Here is a 25,819-nt window from a genome sequence, read left to right as displayed (position 1 = left end):
TTGCCATGAACCTGCGCGCATTCAAGGTCTGGGCCGCGCTGCTGCTGATTCCCAGCGTCGTGCTGCTGTGCCAGACCCTGGCCTACGCGGCGGTGCCGCAATCGTGCGCGGCGCAGACCGGCTGGCTGCTGCATGCCGTGAACGTCGCGGCGCTGCTCGCCTGCGTGGCCGCCACCCTGCTGGCCGGCCACGAGTGGCGTCGCCTGCGGAGCGAGCAGCAGGCGGAAGCGACGGTCGACAGCGATGCCGCGGCTCCTGCGGTACGCCAGGGGTTCCTGGCCGCGGCGGCGGCGGGCGTCGGCCTGCTGTTCACCCTGGTGGCCGCAACACAGTGGTTTGCCGCGTGGGTGCTGTCACCGTGCCTGCAGTGAGCGTGCTGCGCTGAAGCATGCGCGCCGCCATCGCGGGCGGGATTTCCTGCGCAGGCCGCCTAGCTGGCAAACGCGAGTTCGACCCACGCCGGCGCGTGGTCGCTGGCGCCGGGACGGCCGCGCACCTCCCGGTCCACATCGGCAGCCGTGAGCAGCGGCGCGCTTTCCTCGTTGAGCAGCAGGTGATCGATGCGCAGGCCGGCATTGCGAGGCCAGTGATTGCGCCAGTAGTCCCAATACGTGTAGACCGCCTCGTGCGGATGCAGCGCGCGGATCGCATCGGTCCAGCCCTGGCCGAGCAGGCGGGCGAACGCGGCGCGGCTTTCCGGCTGCAGCAATGCATCCTTTTGCCACGATGCAGGGTTGTAGATGTCGGCATCGGTGGGCACGACGTTGAAGTCACCCGCCAGCACCACGGGGAGGCCGCAGCCGAAGAGCCTGCGCGCGTGGGCGCAGAGCCGCTCGAACCACTCCAGCTTGTAGTCGAACTTGGGTCCGGGCCAGGGATTGCCGTTGGGCAGATAGAGGCAGCCGATGACGACGCCGTCGACCACGGCTTCGATGTAGCGGCTCTGGTCGTCGTCGGAGTTGCCTTCGAGGCCGCGTCCGGTCTCGATCGGGTCCTTGCCGCGCGCCAGGATCGCGACCCCGTTCCACGAGCGCTGGCCATGGAAGACGGCACCGTAGCCGGCCTCGCGCAGCTCGTTGGCCGGGAAGCTCTCGTCGGGGCATTTCAGTTCCTGCAGGCAGGCCACGTCCGGCCTGGATTCTTCCAGCCATTCCAGCAGCCGCGGCAGGCGGCTCTTGATCCCATTGACGTTGAAAGTGGCGATCTTCATGGCAAGTGCAACCGAGGACGAGTCGTGCCGCGATCATGGCGGTGCTTCCTGCACGAAGCACGTAGGCGCGGCGATGCATTGCGCCGATGAATTCCGGAAGCGCGCACCGTTGGGCCTGTGATCTCGGCGTCTTTGCAGGATCGGGCAAGTTCGCGCCACGATCCGGCATGCAGCGCAAGCCGCGGCAGGCGGATACTGTCGCGCCTCAGCAGAAGGAGCCTCTCAATGCGATTCAAGAAATTCGGCCGCACCGGCCTGTTCGTTTCGGAACTGTGCCTCGGCACCATGACCTTCGGTGGCGAAAGCGGGATATGGGGCCAGATCGGCAACCTGCAGCAGGGCGACGTGGATGCGCTCGTCGGCCGGGCCCTCGATGCGGGCATCAACTTCATCGACACCGCCAACGTGTATGCGGACGGCCGCTCGGAGATCATGACCGGCCAGGCGCTCAGGAACCTGAAGGTCCCGCGCGAGAACGTAGTGGTGGCGACCAAGGTGTTGGGTGAGACGGGCACCAAGGGGCCCAATTCGCGCGGCCTCTCGCGCTATCACATCCTCGAGAGCGTGCAGGCCAGCCTGAAGCGGCTGCAGCTGGACCACGTCGACCTGTACCAGGTGCACGGCTTCGACCCGGCCACGCCGATCGAGGAGACCCTGCGTGCCCTCGATGCGCTGGTGCAGCAGGGCCTGGTGCGCTACGTGGGTGTGTCGAACTGGGCGGCCTGGCAGATCGCGAAGGCGCAGGGCATCTCCGAGCGCCTGGGGCTCGCGCGCTTCGAGTCGCTGCAGGCCTACTACACCATCGCCGGCCGCGACCTGGAGCGCGAGCTGGTGCCGATGCTGCAGAGCGAGCAGGTCGGCTTGATGGTCTGGAGCCCGCTGGCGGGCGGGCTGCTCAGCGGCAAATATGGCCGCACCAGCCAGGCCGGCCAGGCCGAACAGGGCAGCCGCCGCACCACCTTCGACTTTCCCCCGGTGCAGCTCGACCGCGCCTGGGACACCATCGACGCGATGCGGGCCATTGCCGAGGCGAAGAAGGTCTCGGTCGCACAGGTCGCGCTGGCCTGGCTGCTGCACCAGCCGGTGGTCACCAGCGTGATCATCGGCGCCAAGCGCGTGGACCAGCTGGACGACAACCTCGCGGCGACAGCGGTGAAGCTGAGCGGTGAGGAGCTGGCCCGGCTGGACAAGGTGAGCGCGCTGCCCGCGGAATATCCGGGGTGGATGCTGGAGCGGCAGGGTGGGGCGAGGCGGCAGCAGATGGCGGCGTGAGCGCGGAGCGCCGCCATGGCGGGAAAGTGCAGTCAAGGGGCGGGGGCGGCGTTTACCGTTTGCCGGTAAACGGGGGATGCAGACCCTGGCCGCGCGGCCAGGACCAGACCGCGCACGCGTAATACGTGTGCGTGGCTGCCGGCATCGCTGATCGGCCTACTCCGCCCGCACGCCGTTGCGCAGCACGCCGACCGCGTCGACTTCCACCTCCACCACATCCCCCGCCTTCATCCACACCGGCGGCGTACGCTTGGCGCCGACGCCGCCGGGGGTGCCGGTCACGATGACGTCGCCCGGCGCGAGCGGGGTGAAGGCCGAGATGTGCGCGATCTGGCGCGGCATGCTGTGGATCAGCTTGTCGGTGGTGGTGCGCTGCATCTCCTGGCCATTGAGGCGCGTGACCAGCGTCATCACCTGGTCGTCGGCGATCTCGTCGCGCGTGACCAGCCACGGACCGAAGCCGCCGGTGCGGAAGAAGTTCTTGCCGGCGGTCCATTGCGGCGTGGCGCTCTGCCAGTCGCGCAGGGTCGCGTCGTTGTAGCAGGCATAGCCGGCGATATGCTGCCAGGCCTCGGCCTCGGGAATCCGGCGGCCGCCGCGGCCGATGACGATCGCAATCTCGCCCTCGTAGTCCAGCTTGCTCGATTCGGGCGGCAGCACGATGTCCTCGCCGTGCGCCAGTTGCGACTCGGCCACGCGCAGGAAGAGCGTGGGCTGCTCGGTGATGGTGCGGCCCGTCTCGCGCACGTGCTCGCCGTAGTTGAGGCCGACGCAGACGATCTTGCCGGGGTTGGGGATCACGGGCAGCCTTTGCACGTCGGCCAGCAAAAGCGATGCCTTGGCCTCGCTCACGGCCTGCGCCGCCTCGGCCAGCAGCTCGGCCGCGATCAGTGCCTTGAGGTCGGCCGCACGCGTGCCGAACACGGCGCGCAGGTCGATGACGCGCTCGCCCTGCACGGCGCCGTAGCTGTCCTGGTCCTGGTAGCGGTAGCTGATGAGTTTCATGGTGAAGTGGTTTCCGGAGTCGATGGAAAGAAGAACAACAACAAAAGGAAGGAAGCGTTCAGGCCAGTCGGGCCGAGATGCGCCCGGCGCCTTCGCTCACGAGATGGACCAGCTTGCGCGTGTCGACGATCGACAGGCGCGAGGTCTCCAGCACCAGCGACAGCGCGCCCCAGGCGCTGCCGTCGCCCTTGAGGATCGGCGCGGCTACCGCGGCGAGCTGCGGCTCGAGCTCGCCCATCGACAGGTAGTGCCCGGCGCGCCGGATCGCTGCGTAGTACTTGCGGAAGTCGCTCCACTCGCCCGGCAGTCCGCAGCGCACCGCCTCTTCGCGACGGGCCTCGAAGACCTTGCGCAACTGCGTCGGCGTGAAGCAGGCGAGCAGGACCTTGGGGGCAGCGCCCTGGAACAGCGGCCGGGGGCGGCCTCGGCCATAGGCCAGGGTGGCGGGCATGCTGCCCATCTCGCGGTGGGTGTCGAGCACCTGCGTGCCGAAGAGGCCGGAGCTCACGCAATCGAAGCCGGTCTGCTGTACCAGCTCGCGCATGACCGGGATGCCTTCGCGCAGCACCGGGTCGGCACGGCGGATGTAGTGGTCCAGCAGGATGATTCGCGGCCCCAGCGTGTAGTGCGAGTTCTCGACCCGCTGCAGCAGGCCGGCCTCCAGCAGCGTGCGCACGTAGCGGTAGCCGGTGGGCAGCGAGACCTCCAGTGCGGCCGCGATGTCCTCCGCCGTGCGCGCGAGGCGCTGGTCGTCGAAGAGATCGAGCACGCCGAGCATGCGTTCGAGGCTGGAGTTGGATTTTTCTTCGCTCACGCGGGGTCCTTGCGGTCGGTCTTGCAGTCATGGCGCGACCGGCAGCAGTTGGGTGAGGGCATCCAGCTCGCCGGGCGTGCGCGCGACCCCGACGATATATCGGTCGGGACGCAGCACCACGGCGTCGGCTCCTTGCGCGTCCAGCCACTGCGCGAGGCAGGGATCGGGCTGGTCGATCACGAGGGCACCGGCGCGCTGCCAGCGCTCGGCGCTGGCGCGCGAGACGCCCGCGATCGAACCGTTGCGCCCGATCACGGCGATGCGCCGGCCCAGCAGCTCGTCGAGCAGGCGGCCATCGGCCAGCCGCGGCTGCGGGAACGGGCGGCCGGCCGGCGCGCCCTGGCGAAGGTCGAAGGCGCCGGCGCCCAAGGCCTGGGGCGGCAACTCGAAGACCTGGGGCTCGCCGGCGCGGAACTTCGCGTCGCGCTCGGCCGCGGCTTGGGGGTCGGTGGTCTGGATGATGTTGCCCAGCCGCACTGCGAGTTCGATCAACGAGCGCACGTGCGGAGCGCGTTCGCTCTCGTAGGTGTCGAGCAGGGCCTCCGGCGCGCGGCCGCGCAGCACGGCCTCGAGCTTCCAAGCCAGGTTGGCCGCATCGCGGATGCCGGCGCACATGCCCTGGCCCAGGAAGGGCGGTGTCTGGTGGCAGGCGTCGCCGCCCAGCAGCAGGCGCCCGCGGCGCCAGCCCTCGGCAATGACCGAGTGGAAGGTGTATATGGCGGCGCGCTCGAGCGTCGCATCGGCCGGCGTGATCCAGCGGCGGACCAGGCCCCACAGCGTCGCGGGCGCGAGCAGCGCCTCGCGGTCGTCATCGGGCAGCACCATGATCTCCCAGCGCCGGCGCGCGCCGGTCACGTTGCAGTAGGTCATGGGCCGTGCCGGGTCGCAGTGCTGGATGGTGTGGTCGGGCAGGTCCACGTCCTTGTGGAGCATCACGTCGAACACCAGCCAGGGCTGCCGCAGGCCGAGGTCGTGCATCGGGCTGCCCATGTGCGCGCGCACCGGCGAGCGGGCACCGTCCGCGCCGACGACATAGCGGGCCTTGAAGTCCAGCGCGGCGCCGTCCTCCAGGCGGCGCACGGCCAGGGTAGCGGCCTCGTCGTCCTCGTCGATGGAGATGAGCTCGTGCCGCAGCAGCGTCGTCACGTTGTCGAAGCGCTCCAGCCCCCGGCGCAGCAGCGCCTCCAGCTCGGGCTGGTGAAAGTAATAGTTGTTGGCGCAGCCATGCGGCCCCAGCGCCGCAGTGCCGCCGCGGATCAGCAGCGTCTCGCCCGCGGCATTGACGAAGTGCATGCCCTGGGTGCCCGAGCGCGAGAGGGCCAGCACCTGCTCGCGCAGGCCGATGCCCTGGAACACGCGCATCACCTCGCCGTCGAAATGGATCGCCCGCGGCAGCGGATGGATCCCTGCTTCCTTCTCGACCACCAGCACCGACAGGCCGGCGCCGCCCAGCAGGTTGGCCAGCGTGGCGCCGGTGGGACCGAGGCCGACGATGGCGACGTCGAAGACGGCCGCTTCAGCCACGCCGGTCTTCCTCCATGCGCTGCGCCACCTGGGCCTGCCATTCGGCGCGGCTCATGAACTTCGGCAGCCGCTTTGCGAGGGCCTCGGCGCGCGCCAGGATCTGTTCATCGGACTGCTCGAAGTCGATCGGCTCGCGCAACGGCTGCTCGCAATACCAGGGCGTGTCGACGAAGAGCTCCAGCCGGTTACCCTCGGGATCGTGGCAGTAGATGGAGATCGCGTTGCCGTGCGTGACCGGTTGTACGTCCTGCGCGCCATGCTCGACCAGGCGTGCATGGAAGCGCCGCAGGGTCGCGATGTCGGGCACCCGAAATGAGATCTGGTTGATGGGATTGAAGGCCAAGGTCTCCGGCCGGCCCGACGCCAGCACGATCTGGTGGTGCTCGGCCGGGTCCCGGCTGAGGAAGACGAGCTGCACCTTGCCGAGGTCGCCGGCATCGGTCTGCGTGAAGCGCAGCGCCTCCTTGTAGAAGCGCGCCATGCGCGGCAGGTCGCGCACATAGAAGCCGAAATGGCTGAACTGCAAGGCCAGGGGATCGCTCATGGCTCAATTTTTCCTGTCGATAGAACAAGCAGTAGTGTTAAACAAAATCTTGGATAAAAACGAGCAGATTATCGTATTTTGACAAAACAAAGATGTTTTCGTACGATGCGCACGACCCCCATCACCATGGAGATGTCGATGAAGAATGCCTTTGCCGCGCTCGCCCGGCAGCTGCTCGCCGGCGCCACCCTCACGCTGGCGGCGCACGCCGTCGTCCACGCACAGGACTACCCTGCCAAGCCGGTCCGGATCATTGCCCCCTTCCCGGCCGGCAGCGGGCCCGACGCGAACGCGCGCGAGATCGCGGCCGAGCTCACCAAGGTGCTCGGGCAGTCCTTCTTCGTGGAGAACCGGCCGGGCGCCTCCAACATCATCGGAACCGAAGCGGCCGCCAAGGCGCCGGCCGACGGTTACTCGCTCTACATCGGCACCACGAGCTCCCTGTCGGTGGTGCCGCATCTATACGCCAAGCTGCCCTTCAATGCCGAGCGCGACTTCGCACCGATCAGCCTGATGGGCGTGCTCAACACCGGGCTGATCGCCACGCCCGCCCTGCCGGCCAAGGACGCGCGCACGCTCATTGCCGAGCTCAAGGCCAAGCCCGACTCGGTCACGGTGGCCACGGCCGGCATCGGCAGCTACTCGCATCTTTCCGGCGTGTGGTTCAACGACGCCGCGGGCGTCAAGACCAACCTCGTGCCCTACAACAGCAACAGCCCCTACACCGACCTGATCGCCGGCCAGGTGCAGCTGATGTTCGACGGCCTGCCCGCGGCGGCGGGCAACATCCGCGCGGGCAAGCTCAAGCTGCTGGCCATCACGGGCAAGGCGCGGCATCCGAGCTTTCCGGAGGTGCCGACCTTCGCCGAGGCCGGCCTGCCCGACTACGCGCCTGTCGCCTGGCAAGGGCTGCTCGCGCCGGCCGGAACGCCGCAGCCCATCCTCGACAAGCTCAGCGCCGCAATGAAGAAGGCCTGCGAGTCGAAGGAGCTCGCCGACAAGTGGCGCTCCTACGGCGGCGAGCTGCGCTGCAACACGCCGGCCGAGTTCAGCGCCTTCATCGAAGCCGACCGCGCGATGTGGAGCCGGGTGATCCGGCAGGCGAAGGTCAAGCTGGATTGAAGCGGCGCAGGCCGGGCGCGGCCTGCGGATGCGAGCGCTGGTCGAACGCACGGCAAGTGGAACCTTTGTCGAGCACGAGGTTACCCAGTGTGGCACTCACTCATTGGAAGACCATGCACATCCGCAGCTACCGAAACATTCAACTGCCAAAAGCCCCGACCTGCAGTGCATCCAGTGAAGAGCAACCGATCAGCGAAGTCCGACGCAGCCAGCTCGGCGCCTTCGATCTGCCGGAAAGGGGCACGCCGGGGACGGCAGCCCTCTACAAATTCCTCGATGGCGAGACGCTCTCGCACGCTGACAGCCGTGACTTGTCTGGATGGCTCCGGGACGCAGGTTTGCAGGACATCGAGCGGTTCTCCACCATGCAGCAAGGCTCGTCGTTCATCCCTACGCTGAGCTTGACGAGAGACTCCAGCGAAGAGGTCATCGGACTGCTCAAGCAAGCTCACGACCGCCGGATGAAGTTCGGCGTCAGCGTGTCGGATTGCATTGCGGACGAGATTGCGCGAGCGCTGTACGAGGTCATGGCAAGCCCGCAGTCTCGCGTCACGAGCTTCGACTACCACCAACCCAGTCGCTGGTATGTGCCCGAGCAAAGCTTGGCGACCCGAGACCTCCTGCGTGAATGCATCCAGCAATGCGACACGCTCGAATGCGTGAGTGGATCTCCACAAGTGTTGTCCCTGCTCGAGCGCGGCGTCCGGGAGATCAGCTTGGATTCCTATTCGGCGGAACACAATGTCGAAGAACTATCCTCAGAACTCCTTCGAGTTTTGCGCACGGGCGGTGTAGAGAAACTCGACGTCACGAGTACGGAGGCAGATGAGCTTTGGTGCGCAGTCCAGGCCGTTGTTGCGGCCAACCTGAAACTGTCGCCGGAGCGCAGCGTTCAACAGATTGAACTGCATGCCCCCGACACGGTCGATCCGGGAGACGGTCGACGCATAGTGGCCCGGGCGTCATTGGCCAAGCATTTGAGGGACATCAAGCTTCCCAGCCCATCGTGGGTCCCTGAACTTTCCGGAATGCGCCACGAGCACGAGGAAGGGCAGTCGCTGCATTCCTTGCAAGGGCTGGGGTTCAATGCGCGCGATGGCCTGGATGACAACGACAACGACAGCCGAGACCTCATCGACACGTTGAACTGGCTCGATCCGACCCTCCGACGCAACGAGCAGATGCGGCGTTTTGCGACGGAGGGTGCGACAGAGCAGTTGACCAGAACCCTGTCGTTGCAGCTGTTCCAGGATAGTGACGACCAGACCCGAGAAGATCACGCCGGCGTCCCGATCCAGCCATTGGTCGAGTACTTCGGAAAGTTCCTCAACACGAGCGGCAGCCACGGCTTGACGGTGGTCAGCAAAGCCACCTTCTTGGGAGCACAAGAAGGCCGCAGGCAAGCCGAGAAAAACTATCGGAACAACCTCACGGTCCAGTCGATGACTCACCCCCTGGAGAGCGACGCGAATTCCGGCGTAGGCGAGGTCTAGAGCACGCCCGCCGGCACTTCGGGCCGTTCCTCGCTGCCGTCCGGATGCCGCGCAAAGCGCGCGGGATCGCGTCCGTGCACCGGTGCCATGTCGGCCCAGGGCCAGCCGCCGAACTGGGTGCGGCGGTAATCGGCCATGGCTTGCGCGATCTCGGCCTGCGTGTTCATCACGAAGGGGCCGTACTGCGCCACGGGCTCGCCGATGGGGCGGCCCTGCAGGACCAGGAACTCGCTTTCCGCGTCGCCGTTGACGAGCTCCACCCGGGCATCGGCCCGCAGCTCGATCGCGGCGTGACGGTCTACCTTGTGCCCCGCCAAGCTGACCGAGCTGCCCTTGAAGAAGTACAGGCTGCGCCGCGTCCCCTTGCCGGTCGCTCCCGGCAGCACCCAGCAGGCGTGGGGCTCCATCTTCAAGGTCCAGATGGCGACGTCGGCATCAGGTTGCGCGGCCCACGAGTCGGGCGGTGGCGCCAGCGGCCCGCCGGCGCCCGGCTCGCCGTCGATGGGCGCAATGCGCCCTGCGATGCTGGCCACCTCGGTCGAACGTCCCTCGCCGTCCATCGCGGTGAAGCGCGGGACATCCTCGGCCCAGAACATGGTGAAGTGCGGCTGCGCCATCTTGCTGCGCGCGGGCAGGTTGAGCCAGATCTGGAACAGCTCCAGCGGATTGGGCCCGGCGCGGTCGAGCAAGGGGAACATCTCCGCATGCACGATGCCGCGGCCGGCGGTGAGCCACTGCACATCTCCGCCGCCGAAACGCGCGGTCGCGCCCAGCGAATCGGAATGGTCAATGAGCCCCTTGCGCACGATGGTCACGGTCTCGAAGCCCCGGTGCGGGTGCCCCGGAAAGCCCGGCACCGGGTGGCCGTGGTACATGCTCCATCCATCCCTGCGGCTGAAGTCCTGGCCGAGATCGCGGCCGGCCAGCGAGGCTTCGGGCCCCATCTGCGAGTCGGCGCGCGGGTAGGCGTCGTCGTGGTAGGCGCAAAACAGGAAGGGGTCGATGGTCTTCCAGGGGAAGCCGAGGGCTTCGAGGCGGACGATGGGGTCAGCGGCGCTCATGATGTTCTTTCCTGTGCCTGTGTGACAGACATTCATTCTGATCCGATCGAAACGACCGGGCATGGTTCATCACAGATGGGGTCGATCGAGGCTAGGCGAAGTGCCAGGCGCAGGACGCTGTCGCCTCGCGAACGCAACGATGTGCGGGGCAATGGCCGTCCTGTTCGCTGAATGGGCGGCGGCTTGGCAACGCCACAATGCCGGACCCAGGCACTTCGAAACCCTTCGACATCGCCGGCTGCGGCGAGAGAGACCGTCGCGTATCCGATTCCACGACCCTGACAACATGGACCAGCAGCCCCTACAACCCAGCGACGAGGACCGCCGTCACGGCAAGCGAGGCGTCCCCACACGGGCCATGTGTACCCAGCCGTTGCCGCTCCCGCTGCTCAGGTCGAGCTGGATGCCGCGTCGGGCTATCGGTCCGGTGAGGCGCTTCGCCACCCCGTTCCTGGCCGTGCTCGCCTACTACGCGCTGGGCGTCTGCACCTTCTCCGTCATGGCCGCGAGCAACATTCCTGGCGGCGGCAACGTGGCTCAGCTGATCTGGCAGGCCGTCGATCACACCAGCCTGCTTGCCGTGGCCGCCGCACTGGCTGCCGGGTGCTGGTGGGTCTGACACGAAGCCGCGACGGCGCGCCGCCTGCACCACGGCCCCTTCCTACAGAGGAGCCTCGACACCGGGGACTACTTTGCAATGAAGCAAGGAGTCACCTGACATGCCCATCGCCACCCCGCCCCCGGATTTCGATCCGACCCTCATGCCCCCCTCACCCAAGCAGCCCACTCAAGCTGAGGCCTGGGAAACCGGGGTCGCGACGGATCCACCCGCCGAGGCCGACGCGTCCAAGAACGACGCCAGGCGCCTGACAGACCTGGTCAAGCTCTGGCCGCAGGACCGGCACAAGGCCTTCCTGGCGACGAACCGGCCGGAGATCCTCGGCGGGGAAATGGCGTGATGGCCGCGATTCTCGCGATGCGCTATCTGTGGCTGCAGTGCACGGACAGCCGGCTCCCCACTCAGTGATGGTGCCCGTGCTCGCCATGCACATGGCGATGCGCGATTTCTTCCTGCGTTGCGGCGCGCACGCCGGTCACGCTCAGGCTGAACTTCAGTGACTTGCCCGCGAACGGGTGGTTGCCGTCGAGGATCACCTGCGGGCCCTTGATCTTCATCACGTTGAACACCTGGGGTTCGCCCCGGTCGTTGCGGCCCTCCAACTGGCCGCCGACCTTGACCCCGGGTGGAAAGTCCGCCTTCGAGATGGTGCGCAGCAGCGACTCGTCCCGCTCGCCGAAGGCATCGCCAGGCGCCAGGTGCAGGGTGGCCTGGTAGCCCGCCTCCTTGCCCTCCAATGCGGCTTCGATCTTCGGAAAGGTGTTGTTGTAGCCGCCGTGGAGGTAGACCATCGGCTCGCGGCTTTCCTCGATCAGCTTGCTGGTGGTGGCGTCGGCGACCTTGTAGCGCAGGGTGACGACAGTGTCTTTCTGGATTTTCATGGTGTGTGTGGGGGGGCTTGACTCGGAAAGCGGATTTTCGGTCAGGTCCAGGCTTGTCATCGATCGCCCACATGGCGACGGAGCCGGCTCCCACGAAGCGCGCGCCGGGGCGACCGGATAAGCGAAGCAACGCGCGTCTCGCACATTGGAGCCTGCCCATGTCTTCCCTTGATTTTCCTCCTGCTTCTTCCACGTCCACCGCCCCGTCATCATCGAACGCCTCGTACGTCCTGTCGCCGGTCGTGGTCCTCACGGGCGCCTCCAGTGGCATTGGTCGGGCGACCGCGCTCGCCTTTGCGGCCGAGGGCGCCGACCTGGTGCTCGCGGCGCGGGAGCGCGAAGCGCTCGAGGTCGTTGCCGCAGAGTGCAGCGAAGCCGGCGCGCGCGTGCTGGTGCACCCGACGGACGTCACCGATGCCGCGGCGGTCAAGCGCCTGGCCGAAGCCGCGATGGAACGGTTCGGGCAGATCGATGTCTGGATCAACAACGTCGGGGTGGGTGCCATCGGCCTGTTCGACCAGACGCCCATCGACGCGCACCGGCGCGTGGTCGAGGCCAATCTGCTCGGCCACATGAACGGCGCCCATGCGGTGCTGCCGCACTTTCGCGCGCGTGGCTGCGGCACGCTGATCAACATGATCTCCGTGGGCGGCTGGGTGTCGTCGCCCTATGCCGCGGCCTACAGCGCCAGCAAGTTCGGGCTGCGCGGTTTTTCCGAGGCGCTGCGGGCCGAACTGGCGGAGTTGCCGGGAGTGCGCGTGTGCGACGTCTATCCCACTTTCGTCGACACCCCCGGCGTGACGCACGGCGCCAACTACAGCGGCCACCGGCTCAGCCCGCCTCCGGGCCTGGTCGATCCGCGGCGCGTGGCCAAGGTCCTGCTGTCGCTCAGCCGGAGGCCGCGGGCCTCGACCTACCTCGGCGCAGGCGCGCGGGCAGGCATCTGGGCCCATGCGCTCGCGCCCAACCTGATGGCGCGGCTGATGAGGTGGGCGACCGAGCGCGCGCTGAAAAGCGCCGAGCCGCGGCCGCAGACCGATGGCAACCTGTTCACGCCTTCGCGCGGACATGCCATCGACGGCGGCTTTGCGGCCTCGAGGCCGGACCACCAGGCTGCCGCGAGCGTCGGCATCGCAGTGACCGCGATGGGCGCGGTGGCGCTCGCGGGATGGTGGGCGCTGCGGCGGCGCAGGCCTGCACGCTGCTGAGCGCCCGTGCTTGCCGGCGCAGCTTGCAAGCGCTCAGAACTCCTGGGATACCGGCCGCAGCACCACCTCGTTGATGTCCACGTCCGCAGGCTGCTCGACCGCATACACCACGGCCCGCGCCACGGAATCCGCAGGGATCTGGCTCGCTTCGTAGAAGGCCTGCACGCCGGCGGCGGTCTCCGCATCGGTGGTGCCGAACTTCAGTTCGGATTCCACGGCACCGGGCGACACGATGGTCACGCGCACGCCGCTGTTGCCCACCTCCACGCGCAAGCCCTCGGAAATGGCCCGCACTGCAAACTTGGTGGCGCTGTAGACGGTGCCGATGGGCGTGAACACCTTCAGGCCCGCGATCGATGCCACATTGACGATGTGGCCGCTGCCTTGAGCCTGCATGCGCGGCAGCACGGCCGCAATGCCGTAGAGCACACCCTTGATGTTGACGTCGATGGTGCGGTCCCACTCGTCCACCTTGAGCTTGGCCATGGGTGACAGCGGCATCACGCCGGCGTTGTTGACCATCACGTCGATGCGGCCAAAAGCGTCGACGGTGGCCTGGGCGAGCTTCTCGAGGTCGGCGCGCTTCGCCACGTCGGTGGCGACCGCGATGGCCTCTCCGCCGGTTTCCCGGATCTCGGCGACCAGCTGCTCGAGCCGGCCGGTGCGCCGCGCGGCCAGCACGAGCTTGGCGCCGCGCGCCGCGAGATGGCGCGCGGTGGCTTCGCCGAGCCCGCTGCTGGCACCGGTGACGATGGCGACCTTGCCGCGGATGTTGTCTTGAACGGATGTCATGAAGCTTCCTTTCGAATGGGTTGTGGAGGAGTGACGTGAGTGTGGAAAATCCAGGCGTTCCCGTAAATGAAACTTCGGCGCGTTCTGAATTCCTGATTCCGGAACGCTCCTTTTTTTGGAAGAGCCCTCTGCCATGTCCAATCGCCTCGAAGCGTTGCGCGTCTTCTGCACCGCTGCCGACGCCCCCAACTTCCGTGATGCGGCGATCCGCCTGTCGGTGTCGCCGCAGGTCGTCACGCGCTCGGTGCGCGAGCTGGAGGAGGAACTGGGCGAGCCGCTGTTCCACCGCAGCACCCGCGGTGTGCAGCTCACGGACTTCGGGCGCGCCCTGGTCGAGCGGGCGCGCATGGCCGTGGGCGGTGTGGATGCGCTCTTCCATCGCACCGACAGGCGCGCGCTGTCGCAGCACGCGGGCACCGTGCGGGTGACCGTGCCCAATGTGTTCGGCCGCCGCTGGATTCCGCAACTGCTGGCGCCTGTGCTGACGGCCCATCCCGGCCTGCTGCTGGACTTGCGTCTGTCGGAGCAGATGGCGGACGCGGTCGACCAGCACATCGACATCGGCGTGCGCGTGGGCAGCCAGCCCGACAGCCGCTTCGTGGCCCGCACAGTGGAGCGGATGGCGCTGCTGGTGGTGGCGTCGCCGGCGCTCGTGGCGCGCACCGGCGTGCCGCGCAGCGTCGAGGACCTGCAGCGCCTGCCGCTCACGGCACTGATCGACCCGAGGACCGGGCGCCCGTGGCACTGGGCCTTCCGCCGCAAGCGCCAGATGCCGGTGTCCGCGCCGGCCTTTGTCACCGACGACACCGATGCCGAATGCTCCGCGGTGCTGGCCGGCCTGGGCTTCGGTCAGCTGGTGGCGCCCCTCGCCGAGCCGTGGCTGCAGACCGGGCAGCTGGTTTCGGTGCTCGACGCCGAGGCGCCGGAGCCGTGGCCGGTGCACGTGTGGCGGGCGCAGCGCTCGCCCGTGCCCGCGCGCGTGCGGCTGGTGTACGACACGCTCGTGCGCGCATGGGCGGGCGGTGCGAAGCCGACGCGCTGACGATCCAATAAGCGAGCGCCTACTCGATCTTGCAAGCTTGCCGCACGGCCGCCGCAGCCGCGCGGACGACATTGGCCTCAACGAACCGAGAGGCCGCCATGAACCTGAAGCACCTGTACGACCTCTGCCGCCAATCCGTGAGCGCCTGGGTCGACGACTACGCGCCGAGCATGGGCGCCGCGATTTCCTACTACACGATCTTTTCGCTGACGCCGCTGCTGGTGATCGTGATCGCGATCGCCGGCGCACTGTTCGGACGGGAGGCGGCGCAGGGGCAGATCGTGGAGCAGATCTCGGGGCTGGTCGGGCGCGATGGCGCCACCGCGGTGGAGGCCATGCTGCGCAGCGTGAGCGAGCCCGAGAAGGGCTTGATCGCAGGGCTGATCAGCGCGGTCGTGCTGCTGGTGGGTGCCACCACGGTGTTCGCCGAGCTGCAGAGCGCGCTCGACCGGATCTGGCATGTGCCGGAACGCGAGAAGCCCTCCGGCGTGTGGGCGGTGCTGCGCGCACGCCTGCTGTCCTTCGGCCTGATCCTCGGGCTCGCCTTCCTGCTGATCGTGTCGCTGGTCGTGAGCGCTGGGCTGTCGGCCTTCGGCACTTGGTTCGGCGGGCTGATGCCCGGCTGGGAGCTCCTGCTGCACGCGCTCAACCTGGTGATCTCGCTGGTCATCATGACGGTGCTGTTCGCGATGATCTACAAGCTGATGCCCACCGCAACGATCGCGTGGCGCGACGTCTGGATCGGCGCCTTCGTGACCGCCGTGCTCTTCGAGCTCGGCAAGTTCGCCATCGGGCTGTACCTGGGCAAGAGCGGCGTCAACGAGTCCTTCGCTGCCGCCGGTTCGCTGGTGCTGCTGGTGGCCTGGGTGTATTACGCGGCACAGATCTTCCTGCTCGGCGCGGAGTTCACCAAGGTCTACGCCAACGCGCACGGATCTGCGTCGGGCACGAAGGCGGTAGCCGCCACGCAGGCAGCTGCATCGGATGCGGAAGCCGGTACGGATCGCGTCGAAAACGGCGGCATGCGGCCGGCGCTCACCGAGTCCCCGCCGGACTATTCGGGCCTCGGCCGCACGGCGCGTGCACAGCAGGAGATCGACAGCCGCGTGGAGCGCGCGAGCGCAGACTTGCTGCGCCAACTGCTGTGGCTGGGCGCGCTCAGCCTCGGCAACGTGCTCGCCGGCCACTGGACACGGCGCCAGCGCAAGGCCGGCCGGCGCCGGGCTGCTACACCGCCCCGACGCTCCCGGTGACTGGCAGCACGATGCCGGTGATGTAGCTCGAGCATGCGGGTGCTGCCAGGAACACGTAGGCCGGCGACAGCTCTTCCGGTTGCGCCGGCCGCTTCATGTCGGTCTGCTTGCCGAAGTCCTGCACCTCCTCGCCCGAGCGGTCGGCGGGGTTGAGCGGCGTCCAAACCGGGCCCGGGGCCACTGCATTGACGCGGATGCCCTTGTCCAGCAGGTTGCTCGCCAGCGACTTGGTGAAGGCATGGATCGCACCCTTGGTGGTCGAATAGTCCAGCAGGTGCGCGCTGCCTTCCAGCCCGGTGACCGAACCGGTGTTGATGATCGAGCCGCCACGCGGCAGGTGCGGCACGGCGGCGCGCGCCATCTGGAAGTAGCCGTAGATGTTGGTCTTGAAGGTGAGGTCCAGCCGTTCGTCGGTGATGTCCTCGATGTCGGTTGCGTGCAGCTGGAAGGCGGCGTTGTTGACCAGGATGTCGAGCTTGCCGAAGGCTTCGATGGTTTCCTTCACTGCGCGCCGGCAGAACTCCGGATCGCGTACGTCGCCGGGGATGAGAACGCAGTGGCGGCCCTCTTCATGGATGCAGCGCCGCGTTTCCTCGGCATCGACCTGCTCGTCCTCCAGATAGACGATGGCCACGTCGGCGCCTTCGCGCGCGTAGAGCAGTGCCACCGCGCGCCCGATGCCGGAGTCGCCGCCGGTCACCAGCGCCACCATGCCGTCGAGCTTGCCGCTGCCGAGGTAGCCCGAGGCCTGGAACCGCGGCTGCAGGTCCATGTCGGCCTCCAGGCCGGGCTTTTGCAGATGCTGGGCCGGCATGGGGTTCTCGGGCTCGGGACGGTGGCCGGCCTGCACCGCCTTCTTGCTGGGCTCGGCATCGCCGGCCTTGCGGTCCTTGGCGTCCTGTTCGCGCTGCACCTTGCGCTGCTGTTCTGCGACGTCGCTGGTGTCCTGCGAGGAATTGTCTTGGGGGGAAGGCATCTAATGCTCCTGCTGGTTGCGGGTGGGGATGAGTCCACCGTAGCCAGCCGGCCCCGCGCGCCATGTCGTCCGATGCCGCATCGCCCGCGCAGACTCGGCGAAGTTCCACGAAGAGGATGCGACCGACGCCGATGTGCAGGCGCCGATCGGCGGAGCCGGTCGCAAAGGCAGCCGCGTCAGGCCTTGAAGCGGCGGTGGTAGTGGGCGATTTGCTGCAGCGCGTAGTCCGCTGCGGCCTCGCGGATCTCGTTGCGATCCCCGTTGAAGCGCTTGGTCTCGCTGAAGATCTGCGTGCGGCTGCCGTCGCGGAACGCCCAGGCGAAGCATTGCGTGCCGGCCGGAATGGCGGCGTCCGTGTCGTCGGCCACGCCCGTGTTGGCGATCGCCAGATTGGCATCGCTGTGCGACAGGGCGCCGCGCGCCATCTCGACGGCGACGGCTTCGCTGGTGAGGTTGAAGCGCTCGAGCGTCGCCTTCTTCACGCCCAGGTGGCGATGCTTGGCCTTCGGGTCATAGACCACGAAGGCCGACTCCAGCACCCGGCCCGCGCCCGGCGCCGAGGCCAGGCGCGAGGCGATCAGCCCCGCGGTGCAGGACTCCGCCGTCACCAGCACCAGCTCGTGCTCCTGCAGGTAGAGCGCCGCGGCCTTTCCTGCGCCGTTGCCGTCCGTGTTGTCCATGAGAGGCTCCCTCAGGTCCGCCGGGCCATGCTGCGCGCGTGCTGCCTCGCGAGTTCGAGTGCGGGTCCGACGCCGCATGCGGTGGCCATCAGGATGGCGAGCGGGAATAGGTCGAATGCTTCCAAGGGTGTCTCCTGTCGATGGGACTACCAACCTAGGAAGCGGCGGTCGCCTGGCGTGTGCGTGCTGCGCGAGGACTGGTGTAGGACGGCTCGGCGCGCCGTCGACTGTATATTCATCCAGATTGCCGCATGATGACCGATCCCTCCTCCTCGCCAGCCGCAGAGCCGGTGCCGGTCGCCGAGCTCGTTGTCTCGGTCAAGGCCCTGTGCGCCTTCGCCGCGCGGGCCGGTGACCTGGACCTGCGCTTCGTGCCGGTGCCCAGTGCGCAGGAGGGCCTCGCCGGGCACCGCCTGGTGCAGGGGCGGCGAGGCGACGCGTACGAAAGCGAACTGAGCCTCACCGCACGCTTCGGCCGCCTGCGGGTGCGCGGCCGGGCCGATGGCTACGACCCGCAAGTCGGCCGGCTGGAGGAGATCAAGACCTTCCGCGGCGACTTCGAAGCCATCCGCGCGAACCACCGGGCGCTGCACTGGGCCCAGGCGCGCTGCTACGCGTGGATACTGTGCGAGGCCCGTGGCCTGGAGAGCCTCGAGGTCGCGCTGGTGTACCTGGACCTGGGCTCGGACGAAGAGCGCGCGCTGGCCGAGACGATGACGCGCGAGGCCCTGCGCGCCCACTTCGAGGCGCTGTGCGGCCGCTACCTCGCCTGGGCCGAGCAGGAGGCGGCGCATCGCGCGGCGCGCGATGCCGCCATGGACGCGCTGGCTTTCCCGCATGCGGGCTTCAGGCCCGGGCAGCGCGAGCTGGCGCAGGCGGTTTATCGCGCCGCCGTCGCCGAGCGCTGCCTGCTGGCACAGGCGCCTACCGGCATCGGCAAGACGGTCGCCACCCTCTTTCCGCTGCTCAAGGCCGGCGCCCGGCAGCGCATCGACAAGGTCGTTTTTCTCACAGCCAAGACCTCGGGCCGCGCGATCGCGCTGGACGGCGTGCGCTTGCTGCGCGCAGGCCACCCGTTGCGCGTGTTGGAACTGGCGGCGCGAGAGAAGGTCTGCGAGCATCCGGACAAGAGCTGCCACGGCGAGTCCTGCCCGCTCGCGCGCGGCTTCTACGACCGCCTTCCGGCCGCACGCGCCGAGGCCGTCGGCATCGCCTGGCTGGACCGCGCCGAGCTGCGGCGCATCGCGCTGATGCATGCGGTCTGCCCCTACTTTCTCGCCCAGGAGCTGGCGCGCTGGTGCGATGTCATCGTCGGCGACTACAACTATTACTTCGATTCCAGTGCCTTCCTGTGGGCACTGGGCCAGGAGGAAGGCTGGCGCGCAGCGTTGCTGGTGGATGAGGCGCACAACCTGCTGGATCGCGCGCGCGGGATGTACAGCGCCCGTCTCCATGCCGCGGGTCTGCGTGCGGTGCGCCGCCAGGCGCCCCCGGCCGTCAAGAAGGCACTGGGCAAGCTGCAGCGCGAATGGCAGCGGCAGCAGCTGACGCAAGTGGAGCCGTACCGCGCCTCCGACACCATCCCCGCGGCGTTGGCGCGTGCGCTACAGGAGACGGTGGTCGCGCTCGGCGACCACTTCGCTGCCCAGCCTCAGGAGGCGCAGGGCGCGCTGCAGCAGTGCTTCTTCGACCTGCTGCAATTCGCTCGGCTGGCCGATTCATTCGGCGAGCATTCGGTGTTCGAATCCACGCTGGAAGACAGCGAGGGCGGCGAAGCCATGGCCATCCGCAACCTGGTGCCCGCGCCGTTCCTGCGGGGACGCTTCGCGGGCAGCCTCAGCACGACCTGCTTTTCCGGCACGCTGGCGCCCTTCTCCTTCTACCGCGACATGCTCGGCTTGCCCGAAGGCACTGCCACACTCGACGTGGGCTCGCCCTTTCGCTGCGAGCAACTGACGGTGCGCATCGCCATGGATGTCTCGACGCGCTTTCGCGACCGCGCCGGTTCGCTGCAACGCCTCGTCGGTCTCATCGCCGCGCAGTATGCGCAGCAGCCCGGCAACTACCTCGCGTTCTTCAGCAGCTTCGACTATCTTTCGAGCGCCTTCGAGGCGCTGGCCGCGAGCCATCCCGAGGTGCCGGCGTGGGCCCAGGCCCGCGGCATGCGCGAGCCCGAACGCGAGGCCTTCCTCGCGCGCTTCGCGCCCGGCGGCCGCGGAATTGGTTTTGCGGTGCTCGGCGGTGCCTTCGGAGAAGGCATCGACCTGCCGGGAGACCGACTGGTCGGCGCCTTCGTCGCCAGCCTCGGCCTGCCGCAGCACAACCCGGCCAACGAGCGCATGCGTGAACGCATGCAGGCGCTGTTCGGCGAGGGTTACGCCTACACGTATGTCTACCCTGGCCTGCAGAAGGTCGTGCAGGCGGCGGGGCGTGTCATTCGCACCGAGCAGGATGCGGGCGTGCTCTACCTGCTGGACGACCGCTTCGCGCGCGAGGACATCCGCGCGCTGCTGCCCGCCTGGTGGCGGGTGCAGCCGCTGTTCAGCGCTTCGCGTCCTGCTTCGCGTCTTCCTTCTTCGGCGTGATGACCTTGTCGACGGTGACCGACACGGGGTCGCTGGCCGGGAAGGATTCCTCCACACCGTTGTCCAGCGCCTCTTCGCTCGGCTCCTCCGCGACCGGCTTGTGCAGCTCGGGCGGGGCGTCGTGCTTCTCCGAGGTCGGGAAGGGGAAGGGGTCGTTCGATGTCGTGCCCATGAGGCCTCCTCGTGATCTGAAAACCCAAGCTAGGACCCTCCGCTGCGCGGTGCTGTAGGAAACCGCGCCAAGGCCCTGCCGAGATTCGTCTCGCCGCGGCGCGCGCGAATCCGCCTACGCCGCCGGTGACTGCCGGACTGCGCCAGTCGCATGGCGCAGGCGGCAAGCTCAGGAACAACAGCACGCCCTTCATGCATCGAAAGGAGATCCCGATGACCGACACCAAGACCACACACCCTGCCCCACCCGGTCCGCTGGGCGAGCACGAGGCCCGGCTCGGGGATCGCGGCGATGCCTCGGGCCGCAACATCGAACAGAACCGGGCGGTGGGCCAGGACGACCCGCTGCACGGCAGCCGCATGGGCCGCCGGCTCTACGATGGGACCGGTCAGCCAGGAATCCCCGACATCGGCACCGATGCCACGCAGCTCGAGGAAGCAGAGCGGGAGCGCACGTCGCGCGAGGCGAAGCGCTGAGCTGCATGCACGTGGGCACGACGGAGGACGCTGACGTGCAATGCCTCGGCGTTCCTACCCGAGTGCCTGCGCGGCGGCGCAGCATTTGGGCGTCGACATCCTGAAGGAGTGACCATGCCCAGAGGTGACCAATCGTCCTATACGGACAAGCAAAAACGCCAGGCCGAGCACATCGAAGAAGGCTACGAGAAGCGCGGCCTGGGCGAAAAGGAAGCCGAGCGCCGTGCGTGGGCCACGGTCAACGCCGAGACCGGCGGAGGCAAGAAGAGCGGCTCCGGCCGCGGCAAGGCCGAGAACCATGCGCCGTCGCGCAAGGGTGGCCACAAGGGCGGAGCCGCTTCGGCCGGCCGCACCGCCGCACAGCGGTCGGCCTCGGCCAAGAAGGCGGCGGCCACGCGCAAGCGCAACGCCGCGGCCCACTGACCGAACGCACGCCGTTCAGGGCAGCGGGTGGGTCCCGCTGCGCTTGAGCAGCTCTGCCAGGTGCAGCTCGACGGCGAACAGGCGCTCGTTGAGCACCGCCGTCTGAAGCCGCACGGCCTCGATGAGGGCGCGCGTGGCAGGGTCGGGCGCGTTGTTCGAGAGCTCCTGCAGCTCGTGCAGCTTTCTGCGCAATTCGTTGCTCATCGTGTCCCTCCTTGGCGATCAAGCGGATGAGATGGTAGGGGCATCAGACATGACCCGCCAAGCAGTGAATGGGGGCATTGCGCTCCCGGAGAATGCTTGGTGTTCTATTGCCGGGGCGGAGCTACGTACATCGGATACCCCGGAGGGGCCGAGCTCGGCCCGATGAGGGGCCCGGTCGGCGGCATGAGAACGACTGGCGGCGGCAGGGGTGGCGGGTTCTTCATCTGCGCCCTGATCGCCTGGACCATGGCGGGCATGTCCCTGTCGCCCGGCAGTTGCGAAGCATAGAGCTGCGAAATGGCGACTAGCTTCTGAACGGGCGAGTCGGGCGTGGCAGCCGCCAGCACGGCCCTTGCCTGGGGCGAAATCAGAAAGCTCATGATCTTGCGTTCGTCGGTGTTCGGCCGGCTCAGTCTCGCAACGATGACGTCGTCCATGCTGCGCCCCGTTTCGTGGCTCTCGATCGCGGCACTGGCGCGGAGCCATTCCATGTAGCGAACCGACTCCCCGATGCCCAGCCCCACGCGCGGGCCGAACTGGGGCTGCGTTTCTCGCAGCAACCCCGCCATGTCTTCGGAGGACTTGAGAAACGACACGGCGTTGAACTCCTCGCCGCTGTTGAGGCCCATGACGAGCACATCGCGGCCAATCAGGCTGCGGGCTGCACGAATTTCTGCGAGAAATTCTTTTTTCTTGTCCAGTGGTGCGCTGGGCACAAGATGGGCCAGCTCCTGAAAATAGGCATCGGTGTCGAGGGCGCCGTTTTCGAGCGCCTTTTTCAACACGAGCTCCGTTCCTGGTTGGTATTCCACCTGTCGGGCATAATGTATGGCTGCTTGCCCTGCGACCTGCTTGTCGGGATCGAAGGCGAACTTCTTCAAAATTAGCGCAATGTCAGTGTTGGCACCTGTTGTATTTTGTCGATCGTAAAGCTCCGCCAATATTCGAAGCAGCGGGATCTTTTCGTCTGAACTCAGCGTACCGCTGTACAAAAGCGTGCGTACAAGATCGACTGATTGAGCAGTGGCGGGAACACCTTTGAAGTAAATCTCATCCATTGAATTACGGCCTTCGAGGCCGGGCTGCGGCTTGTAGAAACGCAGAGGATGTTCCTCATCCGTTTTCGAATTTGCAACGGAAATCTTTGCCTTGTAATCTGCAGCACCATCAAATTTTAAGGGTGCTGGAACAGTCGTAGTATTGATCGACCCGTCAAATGCATATCCTGTTTCAGAGTTTTGCCCTTGTTGAAGGACAGCAAGTGAGGCAATCAAGGCGCCACCCACAGTTCCGAAAATCATAATTGCCTTTTTCACCGTGCCTAACCTTTATAGCTTCTGATTTTATTGAAAATGTTTAGCGGAGTTCTTGTTGTTGACCTCAGTTCTAGCGTGAAATCTAACCAGCGACGAAGAGGATGATTGGCGGGATAATTAACGAGATCGAGAGGAACGCCGTTGGCGTCGGTCACGTTTGTCTCGAACGCGTTAAAAATGTCGAGAACGTACGTGTCGCATCGATATGTTCCTCGGCGAGCTCCCTGACTGGGATTGCGCGGCGCTGCAGTTGTGAATTGAGATAGATACGTATAGCTTGCACCTATTGAAAGGATCTGAAATGCGTGTAAAGCCATTGCCCTTCTTGCGTCTACGGTGCTATATGAAGATGGACCGCAATAATCGGCGTAACACCCATAGACAAAGTAGTCAGGAATGGCTGGAGAGGCGGCGCCCCAGTACCCGTTATATGCTCTCTCTTTAAAATTCGCCAGTGTATTGTAGGCAACAGCGTTCGCTTGCCGTCATTAAGGACTTCATAGATCCCAAATCTATCGAAAAAACCTATGTGCCCCAAAAATCCGTAAGGCATGTTAGTCTCCATGGCTCGACCTACGGTATCGCCTATTTTGGTCGGTTCAGGGATGTCAGCTCCAATATCCCAAATGGCTTGACCATTCTGATAAATTACGAGATTGCCGTCGTTCTGTGCTGCAATCAAGGCGCCCGGACGACCACTGGTCTCCGTTTGCCACAGCGCCCTCCAAGAGGCATCGTAGACGACGAAATTTCCGTCGCCTTGCATGACAGCGAGGTGTCCACCAGTCGTTTGTGTAGAGGTCCACCATCGAGCAGACCAGTCGGACGTCCTGTAATACACCAAATTGCCGTCGTCTTGCATGATCAATCTGTATCGACCATCTTCCGAGGACAGTAATTGACCTTTGTAAATGACCTGATCGCCATAGAGGTTCGCAGAGTGGGCAAAGCCCGTCATCAAAAGGATGAACGCGCTAAACAAGACCAGAGCTCTCATATTTCTCCCTTGGTTTTCTGAGGCGGCCGATCTTATGCAGTCGTTGAACTTTCCTTTTTATGGCGAAACAATTCGTCAGGTTTGCGCGGAATCGGGGTGGATCTCTGGGGTGCCTGAAGGGCAGCCTGACGAGCCCAGGTCGATCAGCCCGGTGGCAGGCTCTTCAGGTACAGGAACAGCGCCCGCACGTCGGTGTCGTTCATCTGCCCGAGTGACCCGAAAGGCATGACCTTGATCGGCGTCCCGTCTGGCCGGGTGCCCGTCTTGAACATGCGCGCGAAGGTGTCGGCCTCGGCATAGCGCGCCATCGCGCTGTCTTCGCCTGGCACGAGGCGGGCCGCAGGCGGCCAGTCGGGTGGCGCGCCGGGAATCTTGCCGCCGACGAGTTTGGCGCCGTGGCAGCCGAGGCACATGTTGGCAACGTATGCGCCGTGCGCCGTGCTCACGCCGTCGGGCACGGGCTGCGCAGGCGGCAGCGCATGATCGATCTTGGCGGCGGCATCCTGCATGAGGCCGAAGCCGTAGAAGGCGCGCACCGGCAGCGGCAGATCGAGCACGGCAGCACCGCCCGCCGTCGGCGGGAGCTGCCGGATGTAGGCCACCAGCGAGGCCAGGTCCTCGTCGGTGAAGCGGTTGTAGTCCTCGCTCGGCATCACCATCAGCGGCCGGCCGCCGCGGGCGACGCCATGGCGAATGGCGCGTACCCAGTCCTCGGGTGCGTAGCCGGCCACCACGCTGCCGGCCCCCGGGCTGATGTTGGGGCCTGCAATGCGCATGCCCTTGCCGTCGTCGAGGAACAGGTGGCCATTGCCCTTGGCGCCGTGGCAATCGACACAGCCGCGCGAAGCGAAGAGATAGCGGCCGCGCTCGACCGCCGCCGCATCCTCCCGATAGGGCACGGCCTTGACCGTGACGTCCAGCTTGCGCTGCATCTTCTGGCGTGCCAGCCGGTCGCCCGCGAAGAGCACCGCGGCGGCGATCGCGACCAGGACGAGCAGCGCCAGGGCGCCGCGCTTGAGCCAGCGCCGGGCAGTCGTCGTCATGCCAGCTCCTTCGCGCGGCGCGGTGTGCCGGAAACCTTGCGGGCGATCAGGCCGGCAGCCATCTTCAGTTGCAGCCGCAGGCTGGGCTTGTGGCCCCAGGCGCTGGTCACCCCGGTCTGTTGGGGCTGCCAGCCCGCGGGATCGATGGTTTGCGTGCCGGCGCCGATCTCGAAGTCGAAGCCCGAGGGCGTGGCGCCGTAGAAGGAGAAGGTGCCGTCCGGGTCGGGATGCTGGCCCAGCGCCAGCGACAGCGGCACCTTGTGGCGCTGCGCGCGCTCGAAGGCAATGCCGATGTCGCTCAGGCGCTCGGCCTGCAGCATGAAATGATGGATGCGCTTGGCCAGCGGCATGTCGAACAGTGCGATCGAGTGATGGCGCTGGTTGCAGTGCAGGAACACGCCACGGATGTCCATCGGTCCGACCCGGGTGGCGAGCCGCTCGGTCACGCCGAAGCCGAGCAGGGCGTAGAAGGCTTCCATCGCCTCCATGTCGCTCGACACGAGCACTGCGTGGCCCAGGCCGAGATTGCCCGTGCGAAAGCCTGCCGGGAAGGCTTCGGAAGCGAAGGGCCGGTCGGCCGGGTCAAGGCCGGTGAACAGCTCGATGGTGTTGCCGGCCGGGTCGGCACACCGATGCAGGCGCTGCACGCGTCGTGCGTCGCGCGATGCAGCATCCGCCGCCTCGACCGCGATGCCGCCCTGCCGCAGGCGCGCGAGCAGCCGCTCCAGCGTGGCCTCGTCGGCACATTCCAGGCCCAGCGCCGCCAGGTCGTCGGCCGGGCCCTCCCGCACGATCAGCCGTTGCGAGGCGTCGTCGACCTGCCAGCCGAGGCTGCCGTCGGCATTGGCCCTCGGTGCCGGCAGGCCGAGCATGTGCTGGCAGAAGCTGGCCCACCGTGCGGGCTTTCGTGCTTCGAAGATCAGGTAGCCGAGACGTAGATCGGGGGGCATGGCAAACTCGCTTTCGTGGACGGTCAGAGTAAAAATGGTATGTGTGTATAAAAATGGATGATGCTTTGAATTTCGGAATACCGTCAATACCACTTTTGCCAGATGCCCTGGCCGAAAGCGTATGGCGGCCGCAACCTGGGCTGGCCAAACGGGAGCG

The 25,819-nt window shown here is 66.8% G+C and carries 28 protein-coding genes; 12 read left to right on the top strand and 16 right to left on the bottom strand.

Going from position 1 to position 25,819, the window contains the following annotated elements; all coding sequences use genetic code 11:
* The first annotated feature begins 5 nt into the window (after window positions 1-5).
* On the top strand, window positions 6-371 hold the full coding sequence (locus E5CHR_RS29455; RefSeq protein WP_162583299.1) for a hypothetical protein: 366 nt from the start codon (window positions 6-8) through the stop codon (window positions 369-371).
* Between the two features lie 59 nt (window positions 372-430).
* Here the strand turns inward: E5CHR_RS29455 and E5CHR_RS29450 are convergent, their stop codons facing one another.
* Entirely contained in the window at window positions 431-1,210 is a 780-nt protein-coding gene (locus E5CHR_RS29450; RefSeq protein WP_162583298.1) for an exodeoxyribonuclease III, read from the bottom strand.
* Between the two features lie 225 nt (window positions 1,211-1,435).
* On the opposite strand from E5CHR_RS29450, the gene E5CHR_RS29445 reads away from it, so the two are divergent.
* Complete coding sequence (locus E5CHR_RS29445) at window positions 1,436-2,482, top strand: aldo/keto reductase (protein WP_162583297.1); 1,047 nt, start codon at window positions 1,436-1,438, stop codon at window positions 2,480-2,482.
* Between the two features lie 156 nt (window positions 2,483-2,638).
* Here the strand turns inward: E5CHR_RS29445 and E5CHR_RS29440 are convergent, their stop codons facing one another.
* Genes E5CHR_RS29440 through E5CHR_RS29425 form a run of 4 tightly spaced genes read right to left on the bottom strand, consistent with a single transcriptional unit; the run spans window position 2,639 to window position 6,369 of the window.
* A complete protein-coding gene (locus tag E5CHR_RS29440) occupies window positions 2,639-3,487 on the bottom strand; it encodes a fumarylacetoacetate hydrolase family protein (RefSeq protein WP_162583296.1) in 849 nt (282 codons plus the stop codon).
* A 58-nt stretch (window positions 3,488-3,545) separates the two neighbouring features.
* Entirely contained in the window at window positions 3,546-4,301 is a 756-nt protein-coding gene (locus tag E5CHR_RS29435) for an IclR family transcriptional regulator (protein ID WP_232062235.1), read from the bottom strand.
* Window positions 4,302-4,328: 27 nt separating this feature from the next.
* Entirely contained in the window at window positions 4,329-5,825 is a 1,497-nt protein-coding gene (gene mhpA, locus E5CHR_RS29430; protein ID WP_162583295.1) for a bifunctional 3-(3-hydroxy-phenyl)propionate/3-hydroxycinnamic acid hydroxylase MhpA, read from the bottom strand.
* On the bottom strand, window positions 5,818-6,369 hold the full coding sequence (locus E5CHR_RS29425; RefSeq protein ID WP_162583294.1) for a VOC family protein: 552 nt from the start codon (window positions 6,367-6,369) through the stop codon (window positions 5,818-5,820). The genes mhpA and E5CHR_RS29425 overlap by 8 nt, the downstream gene beginning before the upstream one ends.
* A 105-nt stretch (window positions 6,370-6,474) precedes the next feature.
* Between E5CHR_RS29425 and E5CHR_RS29420 the strand changes: the two genes are divergently transcribed.
* Both E5CHR_RS29420 and E5CHR_RS29415 read left to right on the top strand, forming a co-directional pair.
* A complete protein-coding gene (locus E5CHR_RS29420) occupies window positions 6,475-7,491 on the top strand; it encodes a Bug family tripartite tricarboxylate transporter substrate binding protein (protein ID WP_232062234.1) in 1,017 nt (338 codons plus the stop codon).
* A 113-nt stretch (window positions 7,492-7,604) separates the two neighbouring features.
* Window positions 7,605-8,984 (top strand): hypothetical protein, encoded by a 1,380-nt coding sequence (locus E5CHR_RS29415; protein ID WP_162583293.1) that lies wholly within the window; start codon window positions 7,605-7,607, stop codon window positions 8,982-8,984.
* Here the strand turns inward: E5CHR_RS29415 and E5CHR_RS29410 are convergent.
* Window positions 8,981-10,045, bottom strand: a complete 1,065-nt coding sequence (locus E5CHR_RS29410) for a pirin family protein (protein WP_162583292.1) — start codon at window positions 10,043-10,045, stop codon at window positions 8,981-8,983. The genes E5CHR_RS29415 and E5CHR_RS29410 overlap by 4 nt on opposite strands.
* Window positions 10,046-10,448: 403 nt before the next feature.
* Here E5CHR_RS29410 and E5CHR_RS29405 point away from each other — a divergent pair, with 403 nt between their 5' ends.
* Window positions 10,449-10,664, top strand: a complete 216-nt coding sequence (locus E5CHR_RS29405) for a hypothetical protein (protein ID WP_162583291.1) — start codon at window positions 10,449-10,451, stop codon at window positions 10,662-10,664.
* Window positions 10,665-10,764: 100 nt separating this feature from the next.
* The gene (locus tag E5CHR_RS29400) at window positions 10,765-11,004 is read left to right on the top strand and encodes a hypothetical protein (RefSeq protein ID WP_162583290.1); all 240 of its coding nucleotides are present in this window, start codon (window positions 10,765-10,767) and stop codon (window positions 11,002-11,004) included.
* A 61-nt stretch (window positions 11,005-11,065) separates the two neighbouring features.
* Here the strand turns inward: E5CHR_RS29400 and E5CHR_RS29395 are convergent, their stop codons facing one another.
* Window positions 11,066-11,545, bottom strand: a complete 480-nt coding sequence (locus E5CHR_RS29395; protein WP_162583289.1) for an FKBP-type peptidyl-prolyl cis-trans isomerase — start codon at window positions 11,543-11,545, stop codon at window positions 11,066-11,068.
* 158 nt (window positions 11,546-11,703) lie between these two features.
* Between E5CHR_RS29395 and E5CHR_RS29390 the strand changes: the two genes are divergently transcribed.
* Complete coding sequence (locus E5CHR_RS29390; protein ID WP_162583288.1) at window positions 11,704-12,753, top strand: SDR family oxidoreductase; 1,050 nt, start codon at window positions 11,704-11,706, stop codon at window positions 12,751-12,753.
* Between the two features lie 33 nt (window positions 12,754-12,786).
* Here E5CHR_RS29390 and E5CHR_RS29385 read toward each other — a convergent pair whose 3' ends face one another.
* Window positions 12,787-13,545, bottom strand: coding sequence for an SDR family oxidoreductase (locus E5CHR_RS29385; RefSeq protein WP_162583287.1), 759 nt, complete (start codon window positions 13,543-13,545; stop codon window positions 12,787-12,789).
* Window positions 13,546-13,678: 133 nt separating this feature from the next.
* Between E5CHR_RS29385 and E5CHR_RS29380 the strand changes: the two genes are divergently transcribed.
* Both E5CHR_RS29380 and E5CHR_RS29375 read left to right on the top strand, forming a co-directional pair.
* The gene (locus E5CHR_RS29380; protein ID WP_162583286.1) at window positions 13,679-14,587 is read left to right on the top strand and encodes a LysR family transcriptional regulator; all 909 of its coding nucleotides are present in this window, start codon (window positions 13,679-13,681) and stop codon (window positions 14,585-14,587) included.
* A 98-nt stretch (window positions 14,588-14,685) separates the two neighbouring features.
* Window positions 14,686-15,840 carry a YihY/virulence factor BrkB family protein gene (locus tag E5CHR_RS29375; RefSeq protein WP_162583285.1) on the top strand — a complete coding sequence of 385 codons (1,155 nt, stop codon included), beginning with the start codon at window positions 14,686-14,688 and terminating at the stop codon, window positions 15,838-15,840.
* Here the strand turns inward: E5CHR_RS29375 and E5CHR_RS29370 are convergent.
* Window positions 15,815-16,816 (bottom strand): SDR family oxidoreductase, encoded by a 1,002-nt coding sequence (locus E5CHR_RS29370; protein ID WP_162583284.1) that lies wholly within the window; start codon window positions 16,814-16,816, stop codon window positions 15,815-15,817. The genes E5CHR_RS29375 and E5CHR_RS29370 overlap by 26 nt on opposite strands.
* Before the next feature lie 176 nt (window positions 16,817-16,992).
* Window positions 16,993-17,496, bottom strand: coding sequence for a CinA family protein (locus tag E5CHR_RS29365; RefSeq protein ID WP_162583283.1), 504 nt, complete (start codon window positions 17,494-17,496; stop codon window positions 16,993-16,995).
* Between the two features lie 254 nt (window positions 17,497-17,750).
* On the opposite strand from E5CHR_RS29365, the gene E5CHR_RS29360 reads away from it, so the two are divergent.
* Window positions 17,751-20,081 (top strand): ATP-dependent DNA helicase, encoded by a 2,331-nt coding sequence (locus E5CHR_RS29360; protein ID WP_162583963.1) that lies wholly within the window; start codon window positions 17,751-17,753, stop codon window positions 20,079-20,081.
* On the opposite strand, the gene E5CHR_RS29355 is transcribed toward E5CHR_RS29360, so the two are convergent.
* Window positions 20,038-20,253, bottom strand: a complete 216-nt coding sequence (locus E5CHR_RS29355; RefSeq protein WP_162583282.1) for a hypothetical protein — start codon at window positions 20,251-20,253, stop codon at window positions 20,038-20,040. The genes E5CHR_RS29360 and E5CHR_RS29355 overlap by 44 nt on opposite strands.
* A gap of 125 nt (window positions 20,254-20,378) precedes the next feature.
* Here E5CHR_RS29355 and E5CHR_RS29350 point away from each other — a divergent pair, with 125 nt between their 5' ends.
* On the top strand, window positions 20,379-20,729 hold the full coding sequence (locus tag E5CHR_RS29350) for a hypothetical protein (RefSeq protein ID WP_162583281.1): 351 nt from the start codon (window positions 20,379-20,381) through the stop codon (window positions 20,727-20,729).
* A 114-nt stretch (window positions 20,730-20,843) separates the two neighbouring features.
* The gene (locus E5CHR_RS29345) at window positions 20,844-21,152 is read left to right on the top strand and encodes a plasmid stabilization protein (protein ID WP_162583280.1); all 309 of its coding nucleotides are present in this window, start codon (window positions 20,844-20,846) and stop codon (window positions 21,150-21,152) included.
* Window positions 21,153-21,167: 15 nt separating this feature from the next.
* On the opposite strand, the gene E5CHR_RS29340 is transcribed toward E5CHR_RS29345, so the two are convergent.
* The 5 genes from E5CHR_RS29340 to E5CHR_RS29320 form a co-directional block, all read right to left on the bottom strand.
* Entirely contained in the window at window positions 21,168-21,356 is a 189-nt protein-coding gene (locus tag E5CHR_RS29340) for a hypothetical protein (RefSeq protein ID WP_162583279.1), read from the bottom strand.
* A gap of 104 nt (window positions 21,357-21,460) precedes the next feature.
* Window positions 21,461-22,672, bottom strand: coding sequence for a hypothetical protein (locus E5CHR_RS29335; RefSeq protein WP_162583278.1), 1,212 nt, complete (start codon window positions 22,670-22,672; stop codon window positions 21,461-21,463).
* A 331-nt stretch (window positions 22,673-23,003) separates the two neighbouring features.
* Window positions 23,004-23,669, bottom strand: coding sequence for a hypothetical protein (locus E5CHR_RS29330; RefSeq protein ID WP_162583277.1), 666 nt, complete (start codon window positions 23,667-23,669; stop codon window positions 23,004-23,006).
* A gap of 143 nt (window positions 23,670-23,812) precedes the next feature.
* Window positions 23,813-24,712 carry a c-type cytochrome gene (locus E5CHR_RS29325; RefSeq protein WP_162583276.1) on the bottom strand — a complete coding sequence of 300 codons (900 nt, stop codon included), beginning with the start codon at window positions 24,710-24,712 and terminating at the stop codon, window positions 23,813-23,815.
* Complete coding sequence (locus E5CHR_RS29320) at window positions 24,709-25,662, bottom strand: VOC family protein (protein WP_162583275.1); 954 nt, start codon at window positions 25,660-25,662, stop codon at window positions 24,709-24,711. The genes E5CHR_RS29325 and E5CHR_RS29320 overlap by 4 nt, the downstream gene beginning before the upstream one ends.
* Window positions 25,663-25,819: the final 157 nt, after the last annotated feature.

It is taken from the genome of Variovorax sp. PBS-H4 (assembly GCF_901827205.1).
Taxonomy (GTDB): domain Bacteria; phylum Pseudomonadota; class Gammaproteobacteria; order Burkholderiales; family Burkholderiaceae_C; genus Variovorax.
The sequence above is the reverse complement of the archived record's forward strand: the minus strand, read 5'-3'. Positions and strand labels throughout refer to the sequence as shown.